This window comes from Enterococcus pallens ATCC BAA-351, assembly GCF_000407485.1.
Classification (GTDB): Bacteria; Bacillota; Bacilli; order Lactobacillales; family Enterococcaceae; genus Enterococcus_A; species Enterococcus_A pallens.
Genome location: NZ_ASWD01000002.1, coordinates 483,879 through 505,940, shown reverse-complemented (window position 1 = coordinate 505,940; position 22,062 = coordinate 483,879). Strand labels below are relative to the sequence as shown.

20 protein-coding genes are annotated in these 22,062 nt (G+C 40.7%); 14 read left to right on the top strand and 6 right to left on the bottom strand.

Going from position 1 to position 22,062, the window contains the following annotated elements:
• Positions 1 to 27 precede the first annotated feature (27 nt).
• From I588_RS08990 to ahpF, 3 genes are all read left to right on the top strand, one after another.
• Positions 28 to 2,940 carry a glycoside hydrolase family 3 protein gene (locus tag I588_RS08990; RefSeq protein WP_010755351.1) on the top strand — a complete coding sequence of 971 codons (2,913 nt, stop codon included), beginning with the start codon at positions 28 to 30 and terminating at the stop codon, positions 2,938 to 2,940.
• Positions 2,941 to 3,277: 337 nt separating this feature from the next.
• Positions 3,278 to 3,841, top strand: a complete 564-nt coding sequence (ahpC, locus tag I588_RS08985; RefSeq protein ID WP_010755352.1) for an alkyl hydroperoxide reductase subunit C — start codon at positions 3,278 to 3,280, stop codon at positions 3,839 to 3,841.
• A 10-nt stretch (positions 3,842 to 3,851) separates the two neighbouring features.
• Positions 3,852 to 5,396 (top strand): alkyl hydroperoxide reductase subunit F, encoded by a 1,545-nt coding sequence (gene ahpF / locus I588_RS08980; RefSeq protein WP_010755353.1) that lies wholly within the window; start codon positions 3,852 to 3,854, stop codon positions 5,394 to 5,396.
• 82 nt (positions 5,397 to 5,478) lie between these two features.
• On the opposite strand, the gene spx is transcribed toward ahpF, so the two are convergent.
• Positions 5,479 to 5,904, bottom strand: coding sequence for a transcriptional regulator Spx (spx, locus tag I588_RS08975; RefSeq protein ID WP_010755354.1), 426 nt, complete (start codon positions 5,902 to 5,904; stop codon positions 5,479 to 5,481).
• Positions 5,905 to 6,478: 574 nt separating this feature from the next.
• On the bottom strand, positions 6,479 to 7,387 hold the full coding sequence (locus I588_RS08970; protein ID WP_010755355.1) for a magnesium transporter CorA family protein: 909 nt from the start codon (positions 7,385 to 7,387) through the stop codon (positions 6,479 to 6,481).
• A gap of 174 nt (positions 7,388 to 7,561) precedes the next feature.
• Between I588_RS08970 and I588_RS08965 the strand changes: the two genes are divergently transcribed.
• Positions 7,562 to 8,314: a DeoR/GlpR family DNA-binding transcription regulator gene (locus I588_RS08965; protein ID WP_010755356.1), complete on the top strand. Its 753-nt coding sequence runs from the start codon at positions 7,562 to 7,564 to the stop codon at positions 8,312 to 8,314.
• A gap of 57 nt (positions 8,315 to 8,371) precedes the next feature.
• On the opposite strand, the gene I588_RS08960 is transcribed toward I588_RS08965, so the two are convergent.
• From I588_RS08960 to I588_RS08950, 3 genes are read right to left on the bottom strand one after another with little or no spacing between them, the layout of a single operon-like run.
• On the bottom strand, positions 8,372 to 9,772 hold the full coding sequence (locus I588_RS08960; protein ID WP_010755357.1) for a PTS galactitol transporter subunit IIC: 1,401 nt from the start codon (positions 9,770 to 9,772) through the stop codon (positions 8,372 to 8,374).
• A 33-nt stretch (positions 9,773 to 9,805) separates the two neighbouring features.
• Complete coding sequence (locus tag I588_RS08955; protein WP_010755358.1) at positions 9,806 to 10,105, bottom strand: PTS sugar transporter subunit IIB; 300 nt, start codon at positions 10,103 to 10,105, stop codon at positions 9,806 to 9,808.
• A gap of 1 nt (position 10,106) precedes the next feature.
• Positions 10,107 to 10,592: a PTS sugar transporter subunit IIA gene (locus tag I588_RS08950; protein WP_010755359.1), complete on the bottom strand. Its 486-nt coding sequence runs from the start codon at positions 10,590 to 10,592 to the stop codon at positions 10,107 to 10,109.
• Positions 10,593 to 10,742: 150 nt separating this feature from the next.
• On the opposite strand from I588_RS08950, the gene I588_RS08945 reads away from it, so the two are divergent.
• The 5 genes from I588_RS08945 to lacD are packed head-to-tail and all read left to right on the top strand — an operon-like array spanning position 10,743 to position 14,421.
• The gene (locus I588_RS08945; RefSeq protein ID WP_010755360.1) at positions 10,743 to 11,513 is read left to right on the top strand and encodes a DeoR/GlpR family DNA-binding transcription regulator; all 771 of its coding nucleotides are present in this window, start codon (positions 10,743 to 10,745) and stop codon (positions 11,511 to 11,513) included.
• A 20-nt stretch (positions 11,514 to 11,533) separates the two neighbouring features.
• Positions 11,534 to 11,962, top strand: coding sequence for a galactose-6-phosphate isomerase subunit LacA (gene lacA / locus I588_RS08940; RefSeq protein ID WP_010755361.1), 429 nt, complete (start codon positions 11,534 to 11,536; stop codon positions 11,960 to 11,962).
• 15 nt (positions 11,963 to 11,977) lie between these two features.
• Positions 11,978 to 12,493, top strand: coding sequence for a galactose-6-phosphate isomerase subunit LacB (gene lacB, locus I588_RS08935; RefSeq protein ID WP_010755362.1), 516 nt, complete (start codon positions 11,978 to 11,980; stop codon positions 12,491 to 12,493).
• Positions 12,494 to 12,505: 12 nt separating this feature from the next.
• Positions 12,506 to 13,435: a tagatose-6-phosphate kinase gene (gene lacC / locus I588_RS08930; protein WP_010755363.1), complete on the top strand. Its 930-nt coding sequence runs from the start codon at positions 12,506 to 12,508 to the stop codon at positions 13,433 to 13,435.
• A 14-nt stretch (positions 13,436 to 13,449) separates the two neighbouring features.
• A complete protein-coding gene (lacD, locus tag I588_RS08925; protein ID WP_010755364.1) occupies positions 13,450 to 14,421 on the top strand; it encodes a tagatose-bisphosphate aldolase in 972 nt (323 codons plus the stop codon).
• A 58-nt stretch (positions 14,422 to 14,479) separates the two neighbouring features.
• Here the strand turns inward: lacD and I588_RS08920 are convergent, their stop codons facing one another.
• Positions 14,480 to 15,814 (bottom strand): MATE family efflux transporter, encoded by a 1,335-nt coding sequence (locus tag I588_RS08920; RefSeq protein WP_211219402.1) that lies wholly within the window; start codon positions 15,812 to 15,814, stop codon positions 14,480 to 14,482.
• Between the two features lie 644 nt (positions 15,815 to 16,458).
• Between I588_RS08920 and I588_RS08915 the strand changes: the two genes are divergently transcribed.
• Genes I588_RS08915 through I588_RS08895 form a run of 5 tightly spaced genes read left to right on the top strand, consistent with a single transcriptional unit; the run spans position 16,459 to position 21,940 of the window.
• Positions 16,459 to 17,451 carry an ABC transporter ATP-binding protein gene (locus I588_RS08915; protein ID WP_010755366.1) on the top strand — a complete coding sequence of 331 codons (993 nt, stop codon included), beginning with the start codon at positions 16,459 to 16,461 and terminating at the stop codon, positions 17,449 to 17,451.
• Between the two features lie 2 nt (positions 17,452 to 17,453).
• Complete coding sequence (locus I588_RS08910; protein ID WP_010755367.1) at positions 17,454 to 18,452, top strand: ABC transporter ATP-binding protein; 999 nt, start codon at positions 17,454 to 17,456, stop codon at positions 18,450 to 18,452.
• A gap of 3 nt (positions 18,453 to 18,455) precedes the next feature.
• Positions 18,456 to 20,069 carry an ABC transporter substrate-binding protein gene (locus I588_RS08905; RefSeq protein WP_010755368.1) on the top strand — a complete coding sequence of 538 codons (1,614 nt, stop codon included), beginning with the start codon at positions 18,456 to 18,458 and terminating at the stop codon, positions 20,067 to 20,069.
• A 24-nt stretch (positions 20,070 to 20,093) separates the two neighbouring features.
• Positions 20,094 to 21,116 (top strand): ABC transporter permease, encoded by a 1,023-nt coding sequence (locus I588_RS08900; RefSeq protein WP_010755369.1) that lies wholly within the window; start codon positions 20,094 to 20,096, stop codon positions 21,114 to 21,116.
• Entirely contained in the window at positions 21,116 to 21,940 is an 825-nt protein-coding gene (locus I588_RS08895; RefSeq protein WP_010755370.1) for an ABC transporter permease, read from the top strand. Before I588_RS08900 ends, I588_RS08895 begins: the two co-directional genes overlap by 1 nt.
• Positions 21,941 to 22,062: the final 122 nt, after the last annotated feature.

Here is a 22,062-nt window from a genome sequence, read left to right as displayed (position 1 = left end):
TTTTCAGAATATGGAAGGGGATACAAATTGAAAAAGTATCGTAAAATACTAATACCTCTGGTGGTTGTTTTAGCAATTGCAGGTGTTGCAGCATTCTATTTAAACAAATTAAGCCAAGACGGCGTACTCAATATGGCGGATGTTTATGCCACTATTAAAAAGGTTTCGGTCTACTTCATCCCTGCCGTTGTTTTACTTGTACTTATAATTATCGCGTTAATCGTCTTTAGAAACAAAGAATGGAAATTTAAATTCTGGCTTAAGGGTGAATCACTAATTGCAATGCTGATTGCGGTTATGATCACAGTGAATGCGATTGTCTTTGGGCCAATGGCTAACTTGTTTAACTTAAATTACGCAAGTTTGGATAATGTTAGTGCAGCTACATTGAAGAAAAATGGTGAACTGACTGAAGAAATTGCCAACGAAGGAACCGTGCTGTTAAAAAATACGGACAATTATCTTCCGTTAGCTGAAAGCACGAAAAATTTGAATGTTTTTGGTTGGGCTTCCACGAATCCTGTATATGGGGGAACTGGATCTGGAAACGTTGATACCAGCAACGCAACGACTATTTTAAGTGGTTTGCAGGATGCAGGGTTTAAACTGAATGACCAATTGTCGGATTTTTACACAGATTACCGCAAGGATCGTCCAGTAGTAGGTATGTGGGAGCAAGACTGGACTTTAGTTGAACCTAAACGTAGTGATTATTCCGATCAATTAATCAATGACGCCAAAGACTTCTCCAATACGGCAGTAGTGGTCATTTCTCGTGTTGGCGGTGAAGGGGCTGACCTGCCAACGGATATGAAGGCTAAAGACATTACCTATAAAGGGAACGAGGGCGATTTTGAAAAAGGTGACCATTATCTGGAATTAACGAAAACCGAAAAAGACATGGTCGACTTAGTCACTGAGAATTTCGAAGACGTTGTCGTGCTGATTAATTCATCAAATGCGATGGAGCTAGGCTGGTTAAATGACTACGACAACATCAAAGGGGCTTTATGGATGGCTGGACCTGGTGCTACTGGCTTTTCAGCATTAGGGAATATCTTAAATGGTTCAGTTAGCCCATCAGGTAAAACTGTTGATACTTTTGTTTATGACCTTAAGGCGACACCTACTTGGAACAACTTTGGTGATTTCTCTTATGATGACAGCAAATATAAATTTGTCGATTATGTAGAGAATATTTATGTCGGCTATAAGTTCTACGAAACCTATTATCAAGATGATCAAGAGGGTTATTCAAAGGCCGTTCAATTTCCATTAGGTTACGGGTTAAGCTATACCACCTTTGAACAAACGATGGGCGATTTGCAGACGAAAAGTGATGGAACCATTGAATTTGAGGTAACCGTCCGCAATACTGGCGATAAAGCCGGAAAAGACGTTGTTCAAGCCTACTTCACGCCGCCATATAAAAACGGTGGAATTGAAAAAGCAGCAACAAATGTCTTAGCTTTTGAAAAAACAAAAGAATTGAAGCCAGGGGAAAGTCAAACATTGACGATTTCCTTTAACCAAGAGGATATGGCTTCCTATGATAATCAAACAGCGAAGGCCTATGTTCTAGAAGACGGTGAGTATACCATTGCTCTGAAGGCGAACGCTCATGAAACATTGGACAGCAAGCCTTATACCTTGGGCCGAACAATTACCTATAGTGGTGAAAACAAACGCAGCACTGATGGAATCGCAGCAGAAAATCAGTTTACTGATTTTGCGACAGGTGAAGTGGAATACTTGAGCCGTAAGGATGATTTTACAAACTACGAAGCAACAACTGCAAAACCTGAAAGCCGTCCATTAACTGATCTAGAAAAAGATGGCTTAACCAATGCAGATGATTACAAAATCGAAAATGATGACAAAGATGAAATGCCTAAGACAGGCGTATCAAATGGCATGGAATTAAATGATCTAGCAGGCTTAGAGTATGACGATAAAAAATGGGACAAGCTGTTGGATCAAATGACTGTAAAAGATATGAGCAATATCATCACTTATGGTGGCTACCAAACCGTTGCTGCTAAATCAGTCGGCAAATTACAAACCTACGATTTTGATGGTCCAGCGGGAATCAGCAGCTTCTTTGTTCAAGCAAAAGGCACAGCCTTCCCAACCGCAACCATGATTGCTGCAACCTGGAACAAAGAATTAGCTAAAGATCGTGGTGAAGCCGTCGGTGAAGAAGCAGCCGAAATTGGTATTTCTGGCTGGTATGGTCCGGCAATGAATATTCATAGAAGTGCCTTTGCTGGCCGGAACTTTGAATATTACTCAGAAGATGGGGTAATCTCAGGTGTTATGGCAGCGAACGAAATCGCTGGAGCAAAATCAAAAGGCGTTTACTCTTACATGAAACACTTTGCCTTGAATGACCAAGAAAAGAATCGGACTGACTTACTGCTAACCTGGTCAACTGAACAGGCGATTCGTGAAGTCTACCTGAAACCATTTGAAATGGCAGTTAAGGACGGCGGAGCAAATGCTGCCATGTCAGCCTTTAACTATATTGGTAATCAATGGGCTGGTGGATGTTCGCCACTATTAAACACTGTATTACGAGACGAATGGGGCTTTGATGGATTTGTCTTAACGGATTACTTTGGCGGTTACGGTTATATGGATGCTGATAAAGCGATTCGAAACGGTAACGATATGATGCTGTCAACTACTGGTGAAACAGGTGCTGGTCTTGACGACACAGAAAGTGCCACAGCGGTTAAAGCCATGAGAACAGCCGCTCATAACATTCTTTACACAGTAGTTAACAGCCGTGAGTATGAGAACTACGACAATGCTTCCCAATGGATGCCTTGGCAGAAAACGGTCATTAAGATCAATATTGCTGTAGGAGTAGTTATCCTAGCGATACAAGCATTGATTATCTACTTGTATAGAAGAAAAGCACGTAAAAATGTTGGCTAAATTGAATTAGAAAAAGAAGTTATCGGAGGATTTGCATTCACTCTTAGGAGGAATGCAGGTCTTCCGAATTTTTTTCTTAAAAGGTACGTTGATTGAATGGCCTGCAAAATATTATTTCAGATGAAACTCAGCAGCTAGTCGATTAAAGACGGTGAAATCTGTTCTCAAATCAGATTTTTGTCAAAAAAATGCAAAAAAGTGTTTACAATAGAATGAACTTCTGTTTATAATGATTATAAATTAAGGAGAAGCATGGATGGAAGTTTTCAGATTTTTTCACTCCAGCTTTTTCAATTAGAGAATCATATTCTCATTATCAAACAGGAGGGATTTACCCATGTCATTAATTGGAAAACAAGTAGAAGAGTTTCAAGCGCAAGCATATCATCAAGGAGAATTTGTAGAGGTTTCTCAAGAAACTTTTGCTGGCAAATGGAATGTATTATGTTTTTATCCAGCTGATTTTACCTTTGTATGCCCAACAGAATTAGAGGATTTGCAGGAGCAATATGCAAAACTGAAGGAATTAGGCGTGGAAGTTTACTCTTGCTCAACGGATACTCATTTCACTCACAAGGCTTGGCATGATACCTCTGATGCGATTGGCAAAATCGAATACACCATGATTGGTGATCCTTCTCATCATATTTCACGTATTTTTGATGTGTTGGATGAAGAATCAGGTTTGGCACAGCGCGGTACCTTCATCATTGATCCAGATGGTGTGGTTCAAGCAATGGAAATTAATGCAGACGGTATTGGCCGTGACGCCAGCATTTTGGTAGATAAAATTCGTGCTGCGCAATATGTACGCACACATCCAGGTGAAGTTTGTCCTGCGAAATGGAAAGAAGACGGCGAAACATTGAAACCAAGTTTTGACCTAGTCGGAAAAATTTAAGGAGCGCACAATGTTAGATAATGAGACAAAAGCACAGCTAAAGCAATACCTTGAACTGTTGGAATCTGATGTGGTTTTCACCGCCAGTGTAGCAGAGGACGAAAATTCGAAAAAAGTTGCGGAATTCTTAAATGAAGTAGCAGAAATGACTCCTCGTATTACTGTCGAAAAAGCAGCTTTATCTCGCACACCAAGCTTTGAAATTAACCCTTCTAGTACGGAAAAAAGCGGGATCGCTTTTGCTGGACTACCAATGGGACACGAGTTCACCTCCTTCATTCTGGCTTTACTTCAAGTAAGCGGCCGAGCACCAAAAATTGAAGACAAGGTAGCGGCTCAAATCAAAGCCATCGACAAAGATCTGCACTTTGAAACCTATGTCAGCTTAACCTGTCATAACTGTCCAGACGTGGTTCAAGCGCTGAACATTATGTCTGTGTTAAATCCTAAGATTTCCCACACCATGATCGAAGGCGGCATGTATCAGGCAGAAGTAGATGCCAAGGAAGTTCTGGCTGTTCCAACAGTCTTCTTAAATGGAGAAGAGTTTAGCAGCGGTCGTACAACAATTGAGCAATTGATTGAAAAAGTTGCAGGCCCTCTAGGAGCAGAAGAATTTGCTGAGAAGGAACCGTTTGATGTACTAGTTATCGGTGGCGGACCTGCCGGAGCCAGCTCAGCCATTTATGCTGCTCGAAAAGGGATCAAAACAGGAATGGTGGTTGAAACCTTTGGCGGTCAAGTACTTGAAACCTTAGGAATCGAAAACGTCATTGGGACTCCATATGTTGAAGGTCCTCAGTTGATGCGTCAGGTTGAAGAACATGTAAATCAATATGGTGTTGATATCATGAAAGGCCAGCGTGCAAAATCTATCCGCAAAAATGAATGGATCGAAGTAGAGCTGGAAAATGGCGCACAATTGAAGTCGAAGACAGCCATCTTGGCTACCGGTGCTCGCTGGCGTGCAATTAATGTTCCTGGCGAAAAAGAGTTCAAGAATAAAGGAATTGCTTATTGTCCACACTGTGACGGTCCATTGTTTAAAGGCAAAGACGTGGCGGTTGTGGGTGGCGGCAACTCTGGAATTGAAGCCGCAATTGATTTAGCTGGTTTATCCAAGCATGTCTATGTTTTAGAATTCTTGCCTGAATTAAAGGCCGATCAAGTCCTACAGGATAAACTGTATCAGCTGGATAACGTGACCGTAATCACTAATGCTGCAACCAAAGAAATTACTGGTTCAAGCCATGTGGAAGCCATTACTTATACAGATCGAGTAACCAACGAAGAGCATACCTTAGATGTTGAAGGTGTCTTCATCCTAATTGGCTTAATGCCGAATACCGAATGGCTGCAAGGCTCTGTTGCGTTAACTGAACGAGGAGAAATTCCGGTTGATAAGCATGGAGCAACCAATGTTGAGGGAGTCTTTGCGGCCGGCGACTGCACAGACAGCGCCTATAAACAAATCATCATTTCCATGGGATCTGGTGCAACAGCCGCTTTAGGAGCCTTTGATTACACGATCAGAAATGAGTTTCCAGAAGCATAGTATTAAATAAATCAACACAAAAAAGCTGCAACTCTGCAGCTTTTTTGTGTTGAGGGATAATAGGTTTAAAAATAGGGATTGATTAAGCTAAACTTTTCTTCTCTAATTCCATAAATACCAGCATTCTAGCCATTTCCTTGGCTGCGGTACGACGGATTTCTCTGGGAATGAATTGATGAATTTCATCCTCATTGTAGCCTACCTGCAATCGTAAAGAATCCAAAATAATTGGTCGACGCAGCAGACCTGGGTATTTTTCAATCAATGCAATCAATTCATTTGTAGATAATTTATCAAAATCTATGTTCAATTTTTCATAGATTTTTGATCGTGTAGAAATAATTTCTTCTGTACCAAGTTCAGTTAATGATAGAATCTCTCTGATTTCATCTGAATTCAATGGATCCGAGAAAATATTTCGTTCTTCAAATTCCAACCCTTTTTCTTTTAGCCATGCTCGCGCCTTTCGACATGAAGTACAACTTGGAGAAATATACAATTTAATCATTTAACATCCTGCCTTTCTAGAAATAAAAAAAGATTATATAAATAACGAGACATATCTTACACATACTAAGTTACAGGAAATTTAATCGTTTGTGAAATTTTTGAATTAAAGAAACGTCTAAAAGATACTGATTTTAATTTGTAATGTATAATAAAAGAACGGATTTCATTTATAATAGCAAGTGGAAATTGTTATAAAGAGCTGTCTTAATAGTGTTTTATATTAGATTGAGTAATTTGCTGATAACAGATGAAATTAATAAGCTAAAATACAATCAAAAAATTCTTAAGAATCGAAAAAACTGATTTAAACGATTTTTTTGCTTTTTTTTGCTTAAAAAGAGAACAACTGAAAAAAAGTAAGAGGATTCATTTTTATCTTTTTTACAGAAGGTACTGCTGCAATAAATTATAAAATTACATGGTCTTGTTAGGAGCATCTGGCTTTAAAATGAGAATAGTCATTTTGATCAGTTTAAATATCCTGAGTTTATTCATTTCGACTAAATTTATACATAATCCAACGTATGCGAAAACCGACTAGTTTCTCTCCAGAGAAGGCTAGTCGGTTTTCGTTATCGCTTTAGTAATTTTCTAAAAATCAGTGAGAGGCCAAACCAAAGAACTGTACTGATTACTATCGTAATTACCCAACCAGAAGCATTATGTTCCAAAGGCAAAGGCATGTTCATACCAAAAAAGCCAGTAATTATGGTTGGGATAGTCAATAAAACAGAAAGAACGGTTAGAATGCGCATCGTATCATTTAGGTTATTATTCAAAACATTATTATAGGTGCTGGATAACTGCTGAAGGATTTCAGAGGATAGCTTGGTCATTTCGACTAATTGTTTCGCTTCAATCATCGCATCTTCCAGCTCTTCTTTTTCCGGATCGCTTAGCTGTTTATAAACAGTGTGTGCTTTAATTTGTTCCAACAGGACAACATTCTGTTTAGAAGCAGAAATGAAAAAGACAATTCCCGTTTCTAAATCGGACAATTCCAATAGGTTGCGTTTAGTGGTTTTCTCCTTCAATTTACTGCTGACCTTGGTTCGATCCTGATTCATCTCTTCAACGAAAGGAAAAAAGGCATCACTAATTAAGAAGAGACTGCTAAACAGGAATTGGAAAATCGAGACATTCGGAAACTTCTCCAAATAATTTTGCATTTCAAAGAACAAATATTGGTTTCTCCTATTTGTGATCGTTATAAGTAAACGATCTTTGACAATAAAGGTCATAGGAATTGTCTCGTAATGGTTGTCAATTTTTAAACGATTGGGAACATTGTAGATTAGGACGAAGGTTTGAGCGGCCTTGTCAAAATCCAAATGGGCTCGTTCATTTTTATCTAGGGAGTATTCGACAACCTCTTGATCGATTTTGTGTTCGCTGTAAAGTTGAGCAACTTCCTCTTTACTTTCAGTGGTCAGGTTGATCCAAGTATTTTGATTATGGTTAAATGTTTGTTTTGTCAGCATAATAGCACCTCATTTCTATAGAAGAAAGTTCGCTTCATTGTATACCTTTTTAGTAAAAATGAGAAGTATGGTTCTAGCGATTTAAACCTGTGATGAACTCATGATGTTTAAATCGTAAATACCTGTTATTATAGAAGAAAAGAAACACAATTAAACAAGGTGAGGGATGGACTATTGTTAAAAGATGAAAGGCATAAAGCGATTATGGACTTGCTCCAAATCAGCGGAACGGTTAAGGTAAGCGACCTGATTAAGCAGCTGAATATTTCTGATATGACTGCCCGACGCGACTTGGGTGAGCTGGAAGGCCAAGGACTGTTGGAACGAGTCCACGGTGGTGCACGACTGAAGGACTTTATTCGCAGTCATGAACTCTCCCATCGAGAAAAGCAAATTATGAACATTCAGGAGAAGCAAGCGATTGCTCGACAGGCAGTCCAACTCATTCAAGATAATGAGACCATTTTTCTGGGACCAGGAACAACGATTGAACTATTGGCGGAGCTGATTACTAGGCAATCGATTCGAATTGTTACCAACTGTCTTCCAATCTTTCAAAAGATAAAACAAACTAGCGAACAACGCAAAGTTTATTTGTTGGGAGGAGAGATGCGTGATACCACGCAGGCTTTTTTTGGAGAGCTTACTAATAAAAATTTAATGGATATGCATTTTCATAAAGCTTTTTTCAGCTGTAATGCGTTAAATGAACAGGACATTATGACCTCGACCTTTGAAGAAGGGCAAACACAGACAATTGCTCTAGATAACTCGGTGGAAAAATATCTTTTACTGGACAGCACAAAGGTTGGTCAAAAGGATTTTTATTCTTACTACCATTTAAAAGATGTAACAGCTGTTATCACTAACCAGGATGCGAATGAAAGCTATACACGAATTGAAAAAGACGAGGTTATTTTGGCATAATACTTTCGTCACAAAAAGGATACAGGCATGAGACATGCCCTGTATCCTTTTGTGTAACTATTTGGCTTTTGCATAGGCCAGATTACGTTTTTTCATTTCTCTTGCGTACCAAATAAAAATTAATAGATAAGCGGCTAAGGCCAAAGCAGCATACAAGACAAATTCAATTTGGCCCTGTGAAGCATTCCCTACCAGATAACCTAGGAATTTTTCAATAGGTCCTTCCATTGTTGTATGTGAAATCAAAGCATTTTCGCTCAAACCAGCTGGAAAGGCCCCTACTTTTTTAGCAGTTTCGGTAACAAAAGGAGCAATCAAAGTTCCTGACCATAAGAAAAGGGGTAATTCAATGGCACCAATTATAATCATGCGAATCAGTTTTCCGCGAGTAACTACCAATAGAGCTGGAGTAACTCCCATTGCAATAATTCCACCTAAAGGTAATAATTTATTGCCGGGTAGAATAATAGCTTCCAACAGCATGATGGGGGCAAGTACATTGGCAGCTGCCCAAATTTCAGCTCGGCCTGCAAGAAAAGGCCAATCTAGTCCAATATTGATGGTACGGCCTTTCAGGCGTTTATTCGCAAAGTCGGTAATTCCCTGAGATAGCGGTTCTACTGCTGCTATGAACCATGCGCCGATCAAAGAGAACAATTCCAAACAGACTGCTGCGGTGAAGGCCAGTGAGAAAATTTCTGTCGGTGTCTGTCCAGCTAGTAAACCAACAAAAATCCCCAAATAAATGCCAATCGCAAATTTTGATCCCCAAAATCCAATCTTGCTATTTAACTTGGCAGCATCAAAATCATATTTGTCTAACCAAGGAAACAGCTTATCAAAAATTTTATCAAAGACCATGATGATAGGATTCATCATATAGTTCATATGTGTTGTAGTCATCGGGTTTTCGTCTGGCGCATTCAATAAATCATTGAAGGTTGGCTTCATTAAATCAGAGTTGATAATTTTTAAAATTCCAATAAAAATGACTAAAGCAGAAGCAATCAATAAGTTGGCACCGCAATAAATAGCAAATAATCCAACGATTGAAAGATGCCAGATGTCAAAAATGTCGACATCTAAAGTGTTGGTTTTGTTCAAGATCAGCATAGCGACATTAACGATAACCATGATAAGTAAAAAATAAAGAGTATATGGGGATCCCCAGGTAATAGTGGCTAAAGGTGCCCAGCCAACGTCGGTAATATTTAGGGAAATACCAGTACGCTCCACAAAAGCGGCCATGGCATCTGAAAAAGCACTAGTTAAGATCCCAATAATAGCACCGATACCCGTCAAAGCAATCCCCAGTTTTAACCCGCCTTCTAGAGCACGAGTAGGTTTTACTTTAAAGAACAAAGCGATCAATGTTAATACGATGGTCATTAGTGGTGCAGCCCCTAAATTGATCAGGGGTTGGAATATTGCATTAGCTAAATCAATGATAGTACTCATTTAAGGCTTCCTCCTATATGGAATGTCCGATTATTATTTGATTGACTGAATCGCAGCTTCCATATTTTGGTAAACTGGCTCTGCCATAGCCGGAATACGATAAAGGATTGCCCCAGCATCTACTACCGGAATATTTATATCGAAGCCTAAGTCTGTATTGGCAATCTGGGCGAAAATATCGTAATGAGAAAGCATTTCTTCATTAATATCCTTAATCATGACTGCATCACAAGTAACTTGATACCCACGGTTTGCCAATTCATTTTCCAATGCACTTTTGATTTGATGGCTTGAGTTTACTCCAGCTCCACATGCTGCTAAAATTTTAATCATTTTATTTCTCTCCTTTAAAATTGTTTTCTAAAAACTGATAAATTTCTTCAGGGTTTTCCGAAGAAAAAAACGATAACAATGCTTGCTTTTCGGTTCGGTTAATAAAATCCATAATGTCCGCCAAAACTCCAGCTTGTTCTACACCATTCTCATTCAAGATCATAAATAAGAAACAAACAGTCAACTGATCATCCGGTGCAATCATGTTGTGAAAAATAAGCGGTGTCTTAAGCTTAATTGGAATAACTCTGGTTGTACGAACATATTCGCTTTCTGTATGAGGAATAGCGATGTTCGGCAACTGACGATCTATTGGAGTGAGATCAAGACCAGTTGGATAGTTATGTTCCCTTTCTAAGAGACTGGCTAAAAAATCTACCGTCACGAGTCCTTGCTTCAGCAGGTCCAAGTAAACCTCTTCGAAAACATCCTCTGGTGAGTTCTTTTCAGACACATAGACTGTCTCCCGCTTAAAAAGCGTCGTCATGTAATTGTCCTCCTTTGTTTGTTTTTGTTGATTACACTATGAGTATAAACGCTTCCAAATACTGTGTCAACCTAAAAAGAAACTTTTTTAAACAAAATTGGTTGAAAAATGTTTGTTTGTGTTTTATTATGGTGGTGGAGGTAAGGCTATATGTTGAAGAGTGAACGCCATCGTTCAATTGTAGAAATGTGTAACTATCATGGTTTAGTGTCCGTTAGTTTTATCCGTAAGGAGTTGCGGGTTTCTGATATGACTATCAGAAGAGACTTGGATGAATTGGCTGAACAGCGAAAAATTGTACGTATTCGTGGAGGGGCACAAAGTGCAGATTATGAAAAAGAGGAGGGGCAAAGGGACCGCAAAGAATTATCTCACTTAGAAAAGATGCGTCTGCATACAAAAGAAAAACAGTACATTGCCAAGAAGGCTGCTGAATGTATAGATGAGGAGGACACTATTTTCCTCGGATCAGGAACAACCATTGAATTAATGACGCAACACTTGACCAACAAAAAAATCAGAGTGGTAACCAATAGTCTTCCAGTTTTCCAACTACTAAAGGAACAACACACCTTTGAATTATATTTAATTGGCGGACTGTATCGTGATAAAACAGGAGCGTTCATCGGCACAATGGCTCATGAGGTAGTCCAAAAAATCGGCATCAAAAAAGCGTTTATTGGTGCTAATGGTCTGCAACAGCATATGGTGTCCAATTTTAGTATTGAAGAAGGAACACTGCAGCGGATTGTGTTAGACAACGCCCGTAAAAAATATTTAGTGGCTGATGCCAACAAGTTTGACCGCAGTGATTTTTACAATTTTTATGACCTGCGACAGGTGGATGCATTATTTACAGACTTCACCTTACCTGCTGGTGTAAAAAGAAATTACCAACAATTTACTACTATTATTAATTAGTTGAAAAAGGAGGAAAAAACATGCGTGTAGTACTAGGTTCAGATCAAGATGGCATGAAATTAAAGGAGTATATCAAGGAAAACTTAATTAAGGAAGGTCATGAGGTAGTAGACAAAAGTGAACAACCAGCAAAGGATTTTGTGGAATCCACTTTGGCAGTGGCACAAGATCTTTTGGCAAATGACCAAAGCTTAGGGGTTGCCTTTGATGGCTATGGTGCGGGCAGCTTCATGACTGCAACAAAGGTAAAAGGCATGGTAGCAGCAGAGGTATCCGATGAGCGAACGGCTTACATGACTCGGGAGCATAACAATTCTCGCATGATTACCTTGGGAGCAAAAATCGTGGGACCAGAACTGGCAATGAATATTACTCGTGAGTTTTTATCTGCTGATTACGACGGTGGACGTCATCAGGTTCGAGTGGATATGTTAAATAAAATGGCTTAAGAAAGGATGGAAAACATGAAAATTGCACTAGGATGCGATCATATTGTAACAGACACTAAAATCGCAGTATCTGATTTTTTGAAATCAAAAGGGTATGAGGTAATAGACGTAGGTACCTATGATTTTACTAGAACCCATTACCCTATTTATGGCAAGAAGGTAGGCGAGGCGGTAGTAAATGGCGAGGCTGATTTGGGTATTTGTCTGTGTGGAACTGGAGTAGGGATTAATAATGCTGTCAATAAGGTTCCTGGTGTTCGAGGTGCGTTGGTTCGGGATATGACCACTGCAATCTATGCGAAGGAACAATTGAACGCCAATGTAATCGGCTTTGGAGCCCGAATAACAGGCGAGTTTCTAATTTGCGATATTATCGAAGCCTTCATTAAAGCAGAGTATCAAGAAACCCCAGTCAACAAAGAATGGATTGCTAAAATTGATCATATTGAACAAGCGTCAGAAGAACAATTTGCGGCTAATTTCTTTGACGAATTCATCGAAAAATGGGACCGTGGCGAATACCATGACTAAGGAGCGGAACGAATGATTGTAACGATTACGATGAATCCTTCTATTGATATCTCCTATCCGTTGGAAAGATTTCAGCTAGATACGGTTAATCGTGTAAACGATGTAAGAAAAACGGCTGGCGGCAAAGGCTTGAATGTCACGCGTGTTTTGAAACAGCTGAAGCATGACGTGATTGCCAGTGGTTTATTAGGCGGTTATATCGGTGAAGGAATGAAGGCTGACTTGGATAAAGCCGATATTGCTCATCAATTTACTGCAATTTCTGGCAATACGCGAAACTGTATTGCCATCTTACATGAAGGAAAACAAACGGAAATTCTGGAAAACGGTCCAACCATTCAACCAGCAGAACTTCAACGCTTTTTAGCTCAGCTGGATGCGTTAATTCAAGTAACTGATGTAGTAACGATTTCCGGCAGCTTGCCTCAAGGTGTTCCAGCAGATTTTTATGTAGAGGTAATTAAACGCTGCAACAGCGTTGATAAGCCAGTTGTACTAGACTGCTCAGGTGAAGCGCTGCGCCAAGTATTGACTAGCTCACACAAGCCCTATTTGATAAAGCCAAATCGGGAGGAACTATCAGATTTGCTGGGCACTTCACTCGAAGACCTGGCAAGTATCAAGGAAGCTTTAGCGAATGATTTATTTGCAGGGATTGAGTGGGTGGTTGTTTCCTTAGGAGCACAAGGAGCCATCGCCAAGCATGAGAACAACTTTTATCGAGTGACGATTCCTAAGATTGAGATTGTGAATCCAGTCGGCTCAGGTGATGCGACTGTTGCTGGCTTCGCAGCCGCAATAGTTGAGGGAAAAGAGGCAACAGCTTTGCTGAAAATGGGTAATACACTTGGCATGCTAAACGCTCAAGAAGCGATTACCGGATCAGTTAATCTAACCAATTATCAGCAGCTGTTTGATCGGATTGAAGTAACTACATTTTAGAAAGCAGGGAAAGAATGAAGGAAGCAAAGAGAAATTACTTAAAGCAATTAAGCAACGAGCAAAACATTATTGGTGCACTAGCGATTGACCAACGGGGCGCTTTGAAGAAAATGATTGCTAAGTTCAAAGGCAGCGCGGCTACCGATGAAGAAATTGTTGAATTTAAGCAATTGGTTTCAAAAGAGCTGACACCCTACGCTAGTTCTATTCTGCTAGATCCAGAATATGGCTTGCCAGCGGCTGAGGAACGGGCAGATACTGCTGGTTTACTTTTGGCCTATGAGAAGACTGGTTACGATGCGACAACTCCAGGGCGTTTACCAGATATTCTCGCTGAATGGTCAGTTAAACGCTTGAAGGAAGCTGGAGCCGATGCGTGCAAATTTTTACTTTACTATGATGTAGATGAAGATGAAGCAATCAATCAACAAAAGAAAGTATATATGGAACGAATCGGATCGGAATGTGAAGCAGAAGAGCTGCCTTTCTTTCTAGAGCTGGTTTCTTATGATGCCAATAATGCCGACAGTAGTTCACCAGAATATGCGAAGGTAAAGCCGCATAAGGTTATTGAAATGATGAAGGAATTTTCAGACCCTCGCTATGGGGTTGATGTATTGAAAGTGGAAGTGCCAGTCAACATGAACTTTGTAGCAGGCTATGGCGAGGAAGAACCAGTCTATACAAAAGAGCAGGCAGCAGGCTTCTTCAAGGAACAAGCCGAAGCAACTAATCTGCCATTTATCTTTTTAAGTGCAGGTGTCAGTGCTGCATTGTTCCAGGAAACTTTGCATTTTGCCAAAGAAGCCGGCTCTACCTTTAATGGTGTATTATGTGGAAGAGCAACCTGGGCAAACGGGGTAGAACCCTACATTACCCAAGGAACAGCGGCTGCCAAAGAATGGCTGCAAACTCAAGGCCGAAGCAACATTGAAGCGTTAAATCAGGTTCTTAACGAAACTGCCACACCGATAAAGCTTGATTAGCTTAAACTCGACAAACACAGCTGACTAATGTGTTTGTCGAGTTTTTTATCTGCTGCTTTCAATCATTAGTCAACAATTCTCGTTTTAGCTGGGTTTGCCAATAACGAGCAAGATATATTCCTAGCAGTACAACCCATGAAAAAGTTTCTGCATAGGCAACGATCATACTGTCAAACTGATCCACAAAGCCATAAGACACAACAATTCGAACCAGCAGTGCAGCAATCCCGGCAATACTGGAAAACAGCATGTCGCCTCTTCCTTCTAAATACCCTCTGATAGCCATTGCCAAACCAAAGACGATATAGAAAATTGCCAAAACTTGAAAGAAGGAGTTGCCAATCGCCACTGATTGGGAGGTAAGCCCAAAGGTGGTCAATAAATATTCTCCGGTTACAAGAACCAGTCCTGTCAAACCGATTGAGATAATCGCCATCATAATCAGGCCGATTTTCAAGGCCTTTTTCGCTCGCTCAGGATTACCTGCTCCAATATTTTGCGCCACGACGGTTGCAATTCCTGATCCAAAATTCACGATGGGTAAAAGAATCACAGAGTCGATGCGATAAGCCGTGCTAAAGGCGGCAATTGCTCGCTCGCCAAAGCCATTCATGAACCGCTGAAGAATCAAGTTGCCTACTGAGCTAGTACTCGCTTGAATCGTCGGCGGTAAACCAAAACCAAAGCCTTGAGTAATTGCTGTAGGATGAAAGAATTTTCTATTCCAGCGAAATTTCAAATAAAAATAGTTTCTCTCGGTGTACAGAACAATGAACACCGTCATAACAAACTGAGCAAACACAGTTGCAATAGCCGCTCCCTCTGCACCTTTCTTCAAAACAGCCACAAATAGAAGATCTAATACCACATTGATCAGTGATGAAACGATAATTGCGACAAACGGAGCTCGGCTATCCCCGCAGCCCCGTAAGATAGCTGCGTACACATTATAAATAGCCAAAAATGGAACCCCAATGAACATGATTCTGAGATATTGTCTCGCAACCACCATTAATTTCTCTGGGGTACCTAACAGATCAATGATGGGTGTTGTGAAAAAAATCCCCAGAAGTGCCACCAACAAGAAAAATACACCTAAAATCACGACAAAGGAGATAAGTGTATTTCTCGCTTTGTCCAGTTCCTTTCTCCCTTGCTGCTGCGCAGACAGAATTGAGATTCCTGAGGTAAATCCTACGATTGCAGTGATACACAGATTATAAACGGCTGAGGTCGCACCAATTGAGGCTAATGCGTATTCACCTTCGACATTTCCAACAATGAAGGCATCTACCCAGTTGAACAGCTGCTGAAATACGCCGCTCAATACCAAGGGAATAGTAAAAAGCAGCAATGTTTTAATAATTCCGCCTTGTGTCATATCTTTTCCCAACTAAACCCCATCCCTTCTGAATTCAACCTCTGATTAATTTAGAAAAAAAGACGTTCAGCGATTACGCAGGTGTACAAGCTGTACACTAGGGGTAATCGCTAAACGCCTGGAACTGATCACATATTCTAACCAATATTAAAGTAACAAGGGGCAAGTGAAATGTCAATAGACTTGTTGAATCTACTGTTAAGAGACAACACTGTGCCAAAGAAGCATTAGAACCGTTTCAGTTGGCAAATGTTGAGTTTTTTACGCAGCTTCGTGATGATGAGCATTTAGAATATTTCTACTGCTGTCAAATGAAGAATGTTTCTATCAATAAATTTCAAGTTTTGTTATTTGAAGGAGGTACCAGCAACTCCTAATAGTTTTTCCCAAAAGAATAAATTGCTTTTAAATTGGAAAAGAATAAAAATTCTCATCGTAAACTAAGTATTCAAAGGAGTTAAATCGCATGTTATCTAAGAATATTATAGGACTGCATTCATTAGCGATGCTGTCTTGACAACGTTTTCAGTGCTGTTATAATTAATAGATATAGCAACATGTGAAAATATTGACAATGTTTTTTCTCTAAGATTAGAAAATGATATATATTCTAATGGGTTGTTAAAGAAAGAATCGTGTGGGGAGATAATTATTTTATGGATGAAGAATTGTTACGCGTCGATCACCTGACTGTAAAATTTCGAACGTATAATGGGACAGTTACTGCAATCGATAATTTAGACCTTCAATTAAATACAAATGAAACCTTAGGAATTGTTGGTGAAAGTGGGAGTGGTAAGAGTGTTACTTCTTTGAGCATCATGGGGCTGTTGGATGAAGATACTTCGTCAGTTACGGGACATGCCTTTTTTAAGGGCAAAGATTTGATTAATATGCCCGAAAAAGAGAAGCAGCATTATCGCGGGAACCAGCTGGCTATGATCTTCCAAGAACCGATGACTTCTTTGAATCCGCTCCATAAATGCGGCAAACAAATCATGGAATCGATGTTGATTCATGAGAAAATCAGCAAAGAAGAAGCGAAAAACAAAGCGATTGATCTGCTGAAGCTGGTAGGTATTCCAGCACCAGAGCAGCGCTTCAATGAGTATCCTCATCAGATGTCTGGCGGGATGCGGCAGCGGATTATGATTGCGATGGCTTTAGCCTGTGATCCGCAGCTTTTAATCGCCGACGAACCAACAACCGCCTTAGACGTTACGATCCAGGCACAAATATTAGAGCTGTTGAAAGAACTGAAGGAAAGACTAAAAATGGGGATCATCATGATTACTCATGATTTAGGTGTTGTTTCCGAAGTATGTGACCGTGTAGTGGTAATGTACACGGGAAAAGTTGTGGAGCAGGGCAGTATCCGCGATATTCTTGATTCGCCGATGCATCCTTATACGGAGGGCTTAATTGCCGCAATTCCTAAAATGAAGGATCAAAAGGAACCGTTGAACAGCATTGACGGCGTTGTTCCGCGTTTAGATGACATGCCTAAGGGTTGCAGCTTCCACCCTAGATGCCCCTATGCCATGGACATCTGCAAGGAGAAACGACCTGCTTTATCAGAAACTGCCGAAGGACGTAAAGTTCGCTGCTTTAAATATTCTTCAACTGAGGAAGTCGAGGTGAACCCATAACGATGGAAGCACAAGAATCAATTGTAGTATTAGAAAACGTAAAAAAATATTTTGACATTCGGGACAGCAAAGGGAAAAAAGGGACCCTGAAAGCCGTAGATGATATTTCTTTCCAGATTAAAAAGGGTGAAACCTTTGGATTGGTAGGAGAAAGTGGTTGCGGTAAAAGTACATTAGGTAAGACACTTTTGAACTTGTTCCCAATCACAGATGGCACGATTTACATTCAAGGACAAGATGTTACCCAATTTAAAAGCCGCAAAGAAAAAGTGGCTTTTGGCTCCAAGGTTCAGCTGGTATTCCAAGATCCATCAGCTTGCCTGAATCCGCGAAATCGGATTGGGGCCATCTTGGCGGAACCTTTTAAAATTCATCATAAAAACAGTATGTCCAAGCAAGCGATTGATCAAAGAATCGATGAGCTTTTAACCATGGTGGGCTTGGCACCTGAATACAAGCATCGTTATCCCCATGAAATGTCTGGAGGACAAAAGCAGCGGATCGGTATAGCCCGAGCGTTAGCGCTGAATCCTGAGATTATCATTTGTGATGAGCCGGTATCGGCCTTGGATGTATCCATTCAAGCGCAAGTTATTAACCTGCTGGAAGAGCTGCAGGAAAAGATGGAACTGACCTACTTGTTTATTTCCCATGATTTAGGGGTTGTTTATCACATGTGCGATCGAATCGCCGTGATGTATTTAGGAAATATTGTGGAGCTGGCGGATAAAAAGGCCTTGTATGAAGATACGCTACATCCTTACACGCAGGCATTAATTTCGGCGGCACCGACGATTGATTTGGAAAAGAAGGACCGTGTGGTATTAAAAGGCGATGTGCCAAGTCCTTCCAACCCACCGAAGGGCTGCAAGTTTCACACACGCTGTCCCTATGCTATGCCGGTTTGTGAAACAGAGAATCCGGAATTAATGGAAGTAAAAGACAATCACTTTGTGGCTTGTCATTTATGTAAAAAAACAAACACTGAGGGAGGAAATTAGAAAATGAAAAAACATCAAAAAGTCGCATTGGGTTTGTTAAGCGCGTTGGTATTGATGTTAACCGCATGTGGCGGTGGCGGAGATACAGATGATTCAGGTGGTGGCTCTAGTTCTGGCGGCAGCGCAAACGGGGGAAATACGTTAGTTGTAGGAATGGATTCTGACTTGAAGACATTAGATCCGGCTCATGGTTATGAAGTTTACGGTAACATGGTTTATTATGCGATGTATGATTATTTGTATCGGACATATGACTCATCCACACCTGAACCATCCTTAGCTGAAGAGCATGAACTAGACGATACACAAACAGTTCATACCTTCAAGCTGAAAGAAGGCGTGAAGTTTTCTAGCGGAAATGATTTAACATCAAAAGACGTTGCCTTCAGTATTAATCGGACGAAAAATTTAAAGAGTAATACCAGTCATCATACTGAAAACGTGAAGAGTGTGGAAACACCAGATGATCATACAGTTGTTATTACATTAAATGAACCAGATGCAGCATTCTTAGTAAAATTGGCGAATAATTCATTTGCAATTGTTGATTCTGAAGTAGTGAAGGAACATGGCGGAACTGATGCAGAAGATGCTTCAACTAAAGATACTGCAGAAGAGTGGTTAAACCAAAACTCAGCAGGTTCAGGGGCATATGTTTTAAGCGAATGGAAGCAAAATGTCGAGCTGGTGATGGAACGCAACGAAAAATACTGGGGCGAAGTAAAGAATGATAAAGTCATTTGTAAAGAAATCCCAGATGTGAATACTCAAATTCAAAACTTGAAGCAAGGTGATATTGATATTGCCTTAGGTATTGGGGTAGACAATGCTTCTCAATTAGAAGGCCAAGATGGCGTAGAATTGAAGAACTACACTGGAACGACTTCTACTTTCCTATTAATGAATGATGACCCAGAAATTGGCGGACCAATGGCTGATGCGAAGGTGCAAGAAGCGGTTCGTCGAGCAATCAACTACAAAGAATTATTGGAAATCTGCGGCGACAAAGCTGTATTGCCATTGAACATTGTACCAAAAGGCTTCACTGGTGCGTTGGAAAAAGAAACAGATTACATGGACTTAGACAAAGCGAAGAAATTAATGGAAGAAGCTGGCTACAAAGACGGCTTTGAAGTGAAATTTACGGTAGCGAACTTTGATACAGAAGGGATGTCTTGGACAACTATCGGACAAAAAATTAAAGACGATTTAAGCAAAATTGGTATCAATGCTAAAATTGAAACTTCTGAAATCGGAGTTGTTATTGACTCTTACCGTGAAGGAAAAGAACAATTCTTGTTAATGCACTGGCACCCAGATTACATGGATATCAACAATCAATTGGCCTTCTTACCAGGTGAAACCGTGGGTGAACGTGCGAACTGGTCAGATCCATCAAATGGCAAGATTGGCGAACTGCAAAAAACTATTGAAACAGAATCGGACGAAGACAAACGTGCGGCTGCTTCTGAAGAGCTTCAAGAATTGCTTGATAAAGACATGCCTTATGCTCTGTTAGTTCAGCATCCGAAGGTATTGGCTTACCGCAGTAATTTAGATGGCGTGAACTACTACGAAGTACAAAAAATCAACTTCCAGGATGTAGCCATCAAATAATCTAGATGCAAGGAGCAAAATCACATGAGGAATATGGCAAGGTTTTTATTGCGGCGCTTAGTGTTTGTCTGCTTTTTGATCATCGGCATCTCGTTTTTGGTGTTCATGATCTCGCATTTGGTTCCCAGTGACCCAATTGCATCAAACATGAGTCCCCACGCAATGAGTGATCCTGAAGCCGTTGCTGCCTATCGCGCAAGATGGGGACTTGATAAACCGTTGATGCAGCAATACTTTATCTATCTAGGCAATTTGCTGCGGGGCGATTTAGGGGTATCCATCCGTACCGGTAATCCAGTGTTGAGTGATTTGAAGCAGTTCTTCCCAGCTACCTTGGAGCTGTCGATTGTAGCGATGATTATCGCTATCCTCTTCGGTATAACCTTTGGGGTGCTGTCGGCTGTTTATCGCAATAAGTCAGTGGATTATGCAGTTCGGACAATTTCTATCAGCGGTGTATCCATTCCTAACTTTTGGTTTGCTCTGGTGATGCTGTTGCTCTTTTATTCGAAATGGCACTTGTTCCCAGGTGGCGGCCGAATTAATTCTAGAATGACGGCACCAACAGGCGGAACAGGGTTGTACGTTTTAGATGGAATACTGCAAGGGGATTGGGCGTTGGTAAACGATGCCCTTTCCCATCTAATACTTCCAGCAATCGTATTAGGGTTCTTTACTATGGGATTAATCTCGCGACAAACGCGTTCCAATTTATTGGAGGTAACTTCGCTGGACTATATTCGAACGGCTAAGGCTAAGGGCTTATCACGTGGCCGGATTATTATGCGTCATGCGTTGGGAAATGCCTTGATTCCAGTAATTACCGTGATGGGCATGGGCTTTAGTAATTTGCTGGGGGGGATGGTTTTCGTTGAGAAAATTTTCTCTTGGCCGGGGATTGGGCAATATGCCTATTTATCGGCAACCACGCTAGATTTTCCAGCCATTTGTGGCGTATCATTGCTGATAGCGATGGTCAATGTCATCCTCAATCTATTGATCGACATTCTGTATGGAGTGATTGATCCGAGAGTGAGGTACAGCTAATGAAACGATTTTTAAAGCAAAAAAACTTTCTATTTAAGTTAGGAATTGTCATTTGTATCGGCTGGGTATTAGCAGCGTTGCTTTCACCTTATCTCGTTTCTCAAGATCCAATCGCCCAAGATATGACTGCACGTTTCCAGGCGCCAGGCTCCGGCCATCTGCTGGGAACCGATGAGTTGGGCCGGGATGTATTTTCTCGAGTTTTAGTCGGCAGTCGCGTGTCGATTGCGGCAGGATTGGTGACCGTTTGTATTACGATTGTTGTGGGAACAATCTATGGCGGAATTGCCGGCTATGTTGGTGGATTTATTGACGACGTGATGATGCGGATTGCTGAGTTGATCAATGCTTTTCCACCGCTAATTTTGGCAATGGTTATTGCTTCAGCCTTAGGGCCAAGCATTTCGAATTCAGTTTTTGCCATGACTATTATTTGGTGGCCGAATTATGCCCGGCTGATGCGTAGTTTGGTCATTACCTTGAAGGAGAATGAATACATTGTCGCCTCCCGTGTACTAGGAGCCAGCCATCTACGGATTTTGGTGAAGGAAATTGTTCCTAATGCATTAGGATCGTTGCTGGTTATGGCAACTTTGGATATCGGCAATGCCATAGTGACCTTCTCCGGGTTGAGTTTCCTAGGGTTGGGTACCCAACCACCCACTCCAGAATGGGGCTCGATGGTATCGGATGGCGTGAACAACATGAATTATTGGTGGATGTCTACCTTCCCAGGCTTAGCGATTTTCTCCATGTCCATCGGCGCCAACTTTGTTGGTGATGGTCTGCGAGATTATCTCGATCCAAAACTGAAAAATAAATAAACAGATTCAATCATCCGAACTAGCTGATGGAAGCTGGTTCGGTTTTTTATTCAAGTCAGTCAAACAAAAATTTTAGAAAAAGTACGAATACATAAGATGTATTAAATTGGTTGAGAGGAGAT

Coding starts and splice junctions, on each gene's coding strand:
- I588_RS08910 (WP_010755367.1), top strand. CDS start 17,454: ATGGAAGCACAAGAATCAATTGTAGTATTAGAAAACGTAAAAAAATAT.
- ahpC (WP_010755352.1), top strand. CDS start 3,278: ATGTCATTAATTGGAAAACAAGTAGAAGAGTTTCAAGCGCAAGCATAT.
- lacC (WP_010755363.1), top strand. CDS start 12,506: ATGATTGTAACGATTACGATGAATCCTTCTATTGATATCTCCTATCCG.
- I588_RS08970 (WP_010755355.1), bottom strand. CDS start 7,387: ATGCTGACAAAACAAACATTTAACCATAATCAAAATACTTGGATCAAC.
- lacD (WP_010755364.1), top strand. CDS start 13,450: ATGAAGGAAGCAAAGAGAAATTACTTAAAGCAATTAAGCAACGAGCAA.
- I588_RS08900 (WP_010755369.1), top strand. CDS start 20,094: ATGAGGAATATGGCAAGGTTTTTATTGCGGCGCTTAGTGTTTGTCTGC.
- I588_RS08895 (WP_010755370.1), top strand. CDS start 21,116: ATGAAACGATTTTTAAAGCAAAAAAACTTTCTATTTAAGTTAGGAATT.
- I588_RS08905 (WP_010755368.1), top strand. CDS start 18,456: ATGAAAAAACATCAAAAAGTCGCATTGGGTTTGTTAAGCGCGTTGGTA.
- I588_RS08915 (WP_010755366.1), top strand. CDS start 16,459: ATGGATGAAGAATTGTTACGCGTCGATCACCTGACTGTAAAATTTCGA.
- lacB (WP_010755362.1), top strand. CDS start 11,978: ATGAAAATTGCACTAGGATGCGATCATATTGTAACAGACACTAAAATC.
- I588_RS08950 (WP_010755359.1), bottom strand. CDS start 10,592: ATGACGACGCTTTTTAAGCGGGAGACAGTCTATGTGTCTGAAAAGAAC.
- ahpF (WP_010755353.1), top strand. CDS start 3,852: ATGTTAGATAATGAGACAAAAGCACAGCTAAAGCAATACCTTGAACTG.
- I588_RS08960 (WP_010755357.1), bottom strand. CDS start 9,772: ATGAGTACTATCATTGATTTAGCTAATGCAATATTCCAACCCCTGATC.
- I588_RS08955 (WP_010755358.1), bottom strand. CDS start 10,105: ATGATTAAAATTTTAGCAGCATGTGGAGCTGGAGTAAACTCAAGCCAT.
- I588_RS08945 (WP_010755360.1), top strand. CDS start 10,743: ATGTTGAAGAGTGAACGCCATCGTTCAATTGTAGAAATGTGTAACTAT.
- lacA (WP_010755361.1), top strand. CDS start 11,534: ATGCGTGTAGTACTAGGTTCAGATCAAGATGGCATGAAATTAAAGGAG.
- spx (WP_010755354.1), bottom strand. CDS start 5,904: ATGATTAAATTGTATATTTCTCCAAGTTGTACTTCATGTCGAAAGGCG.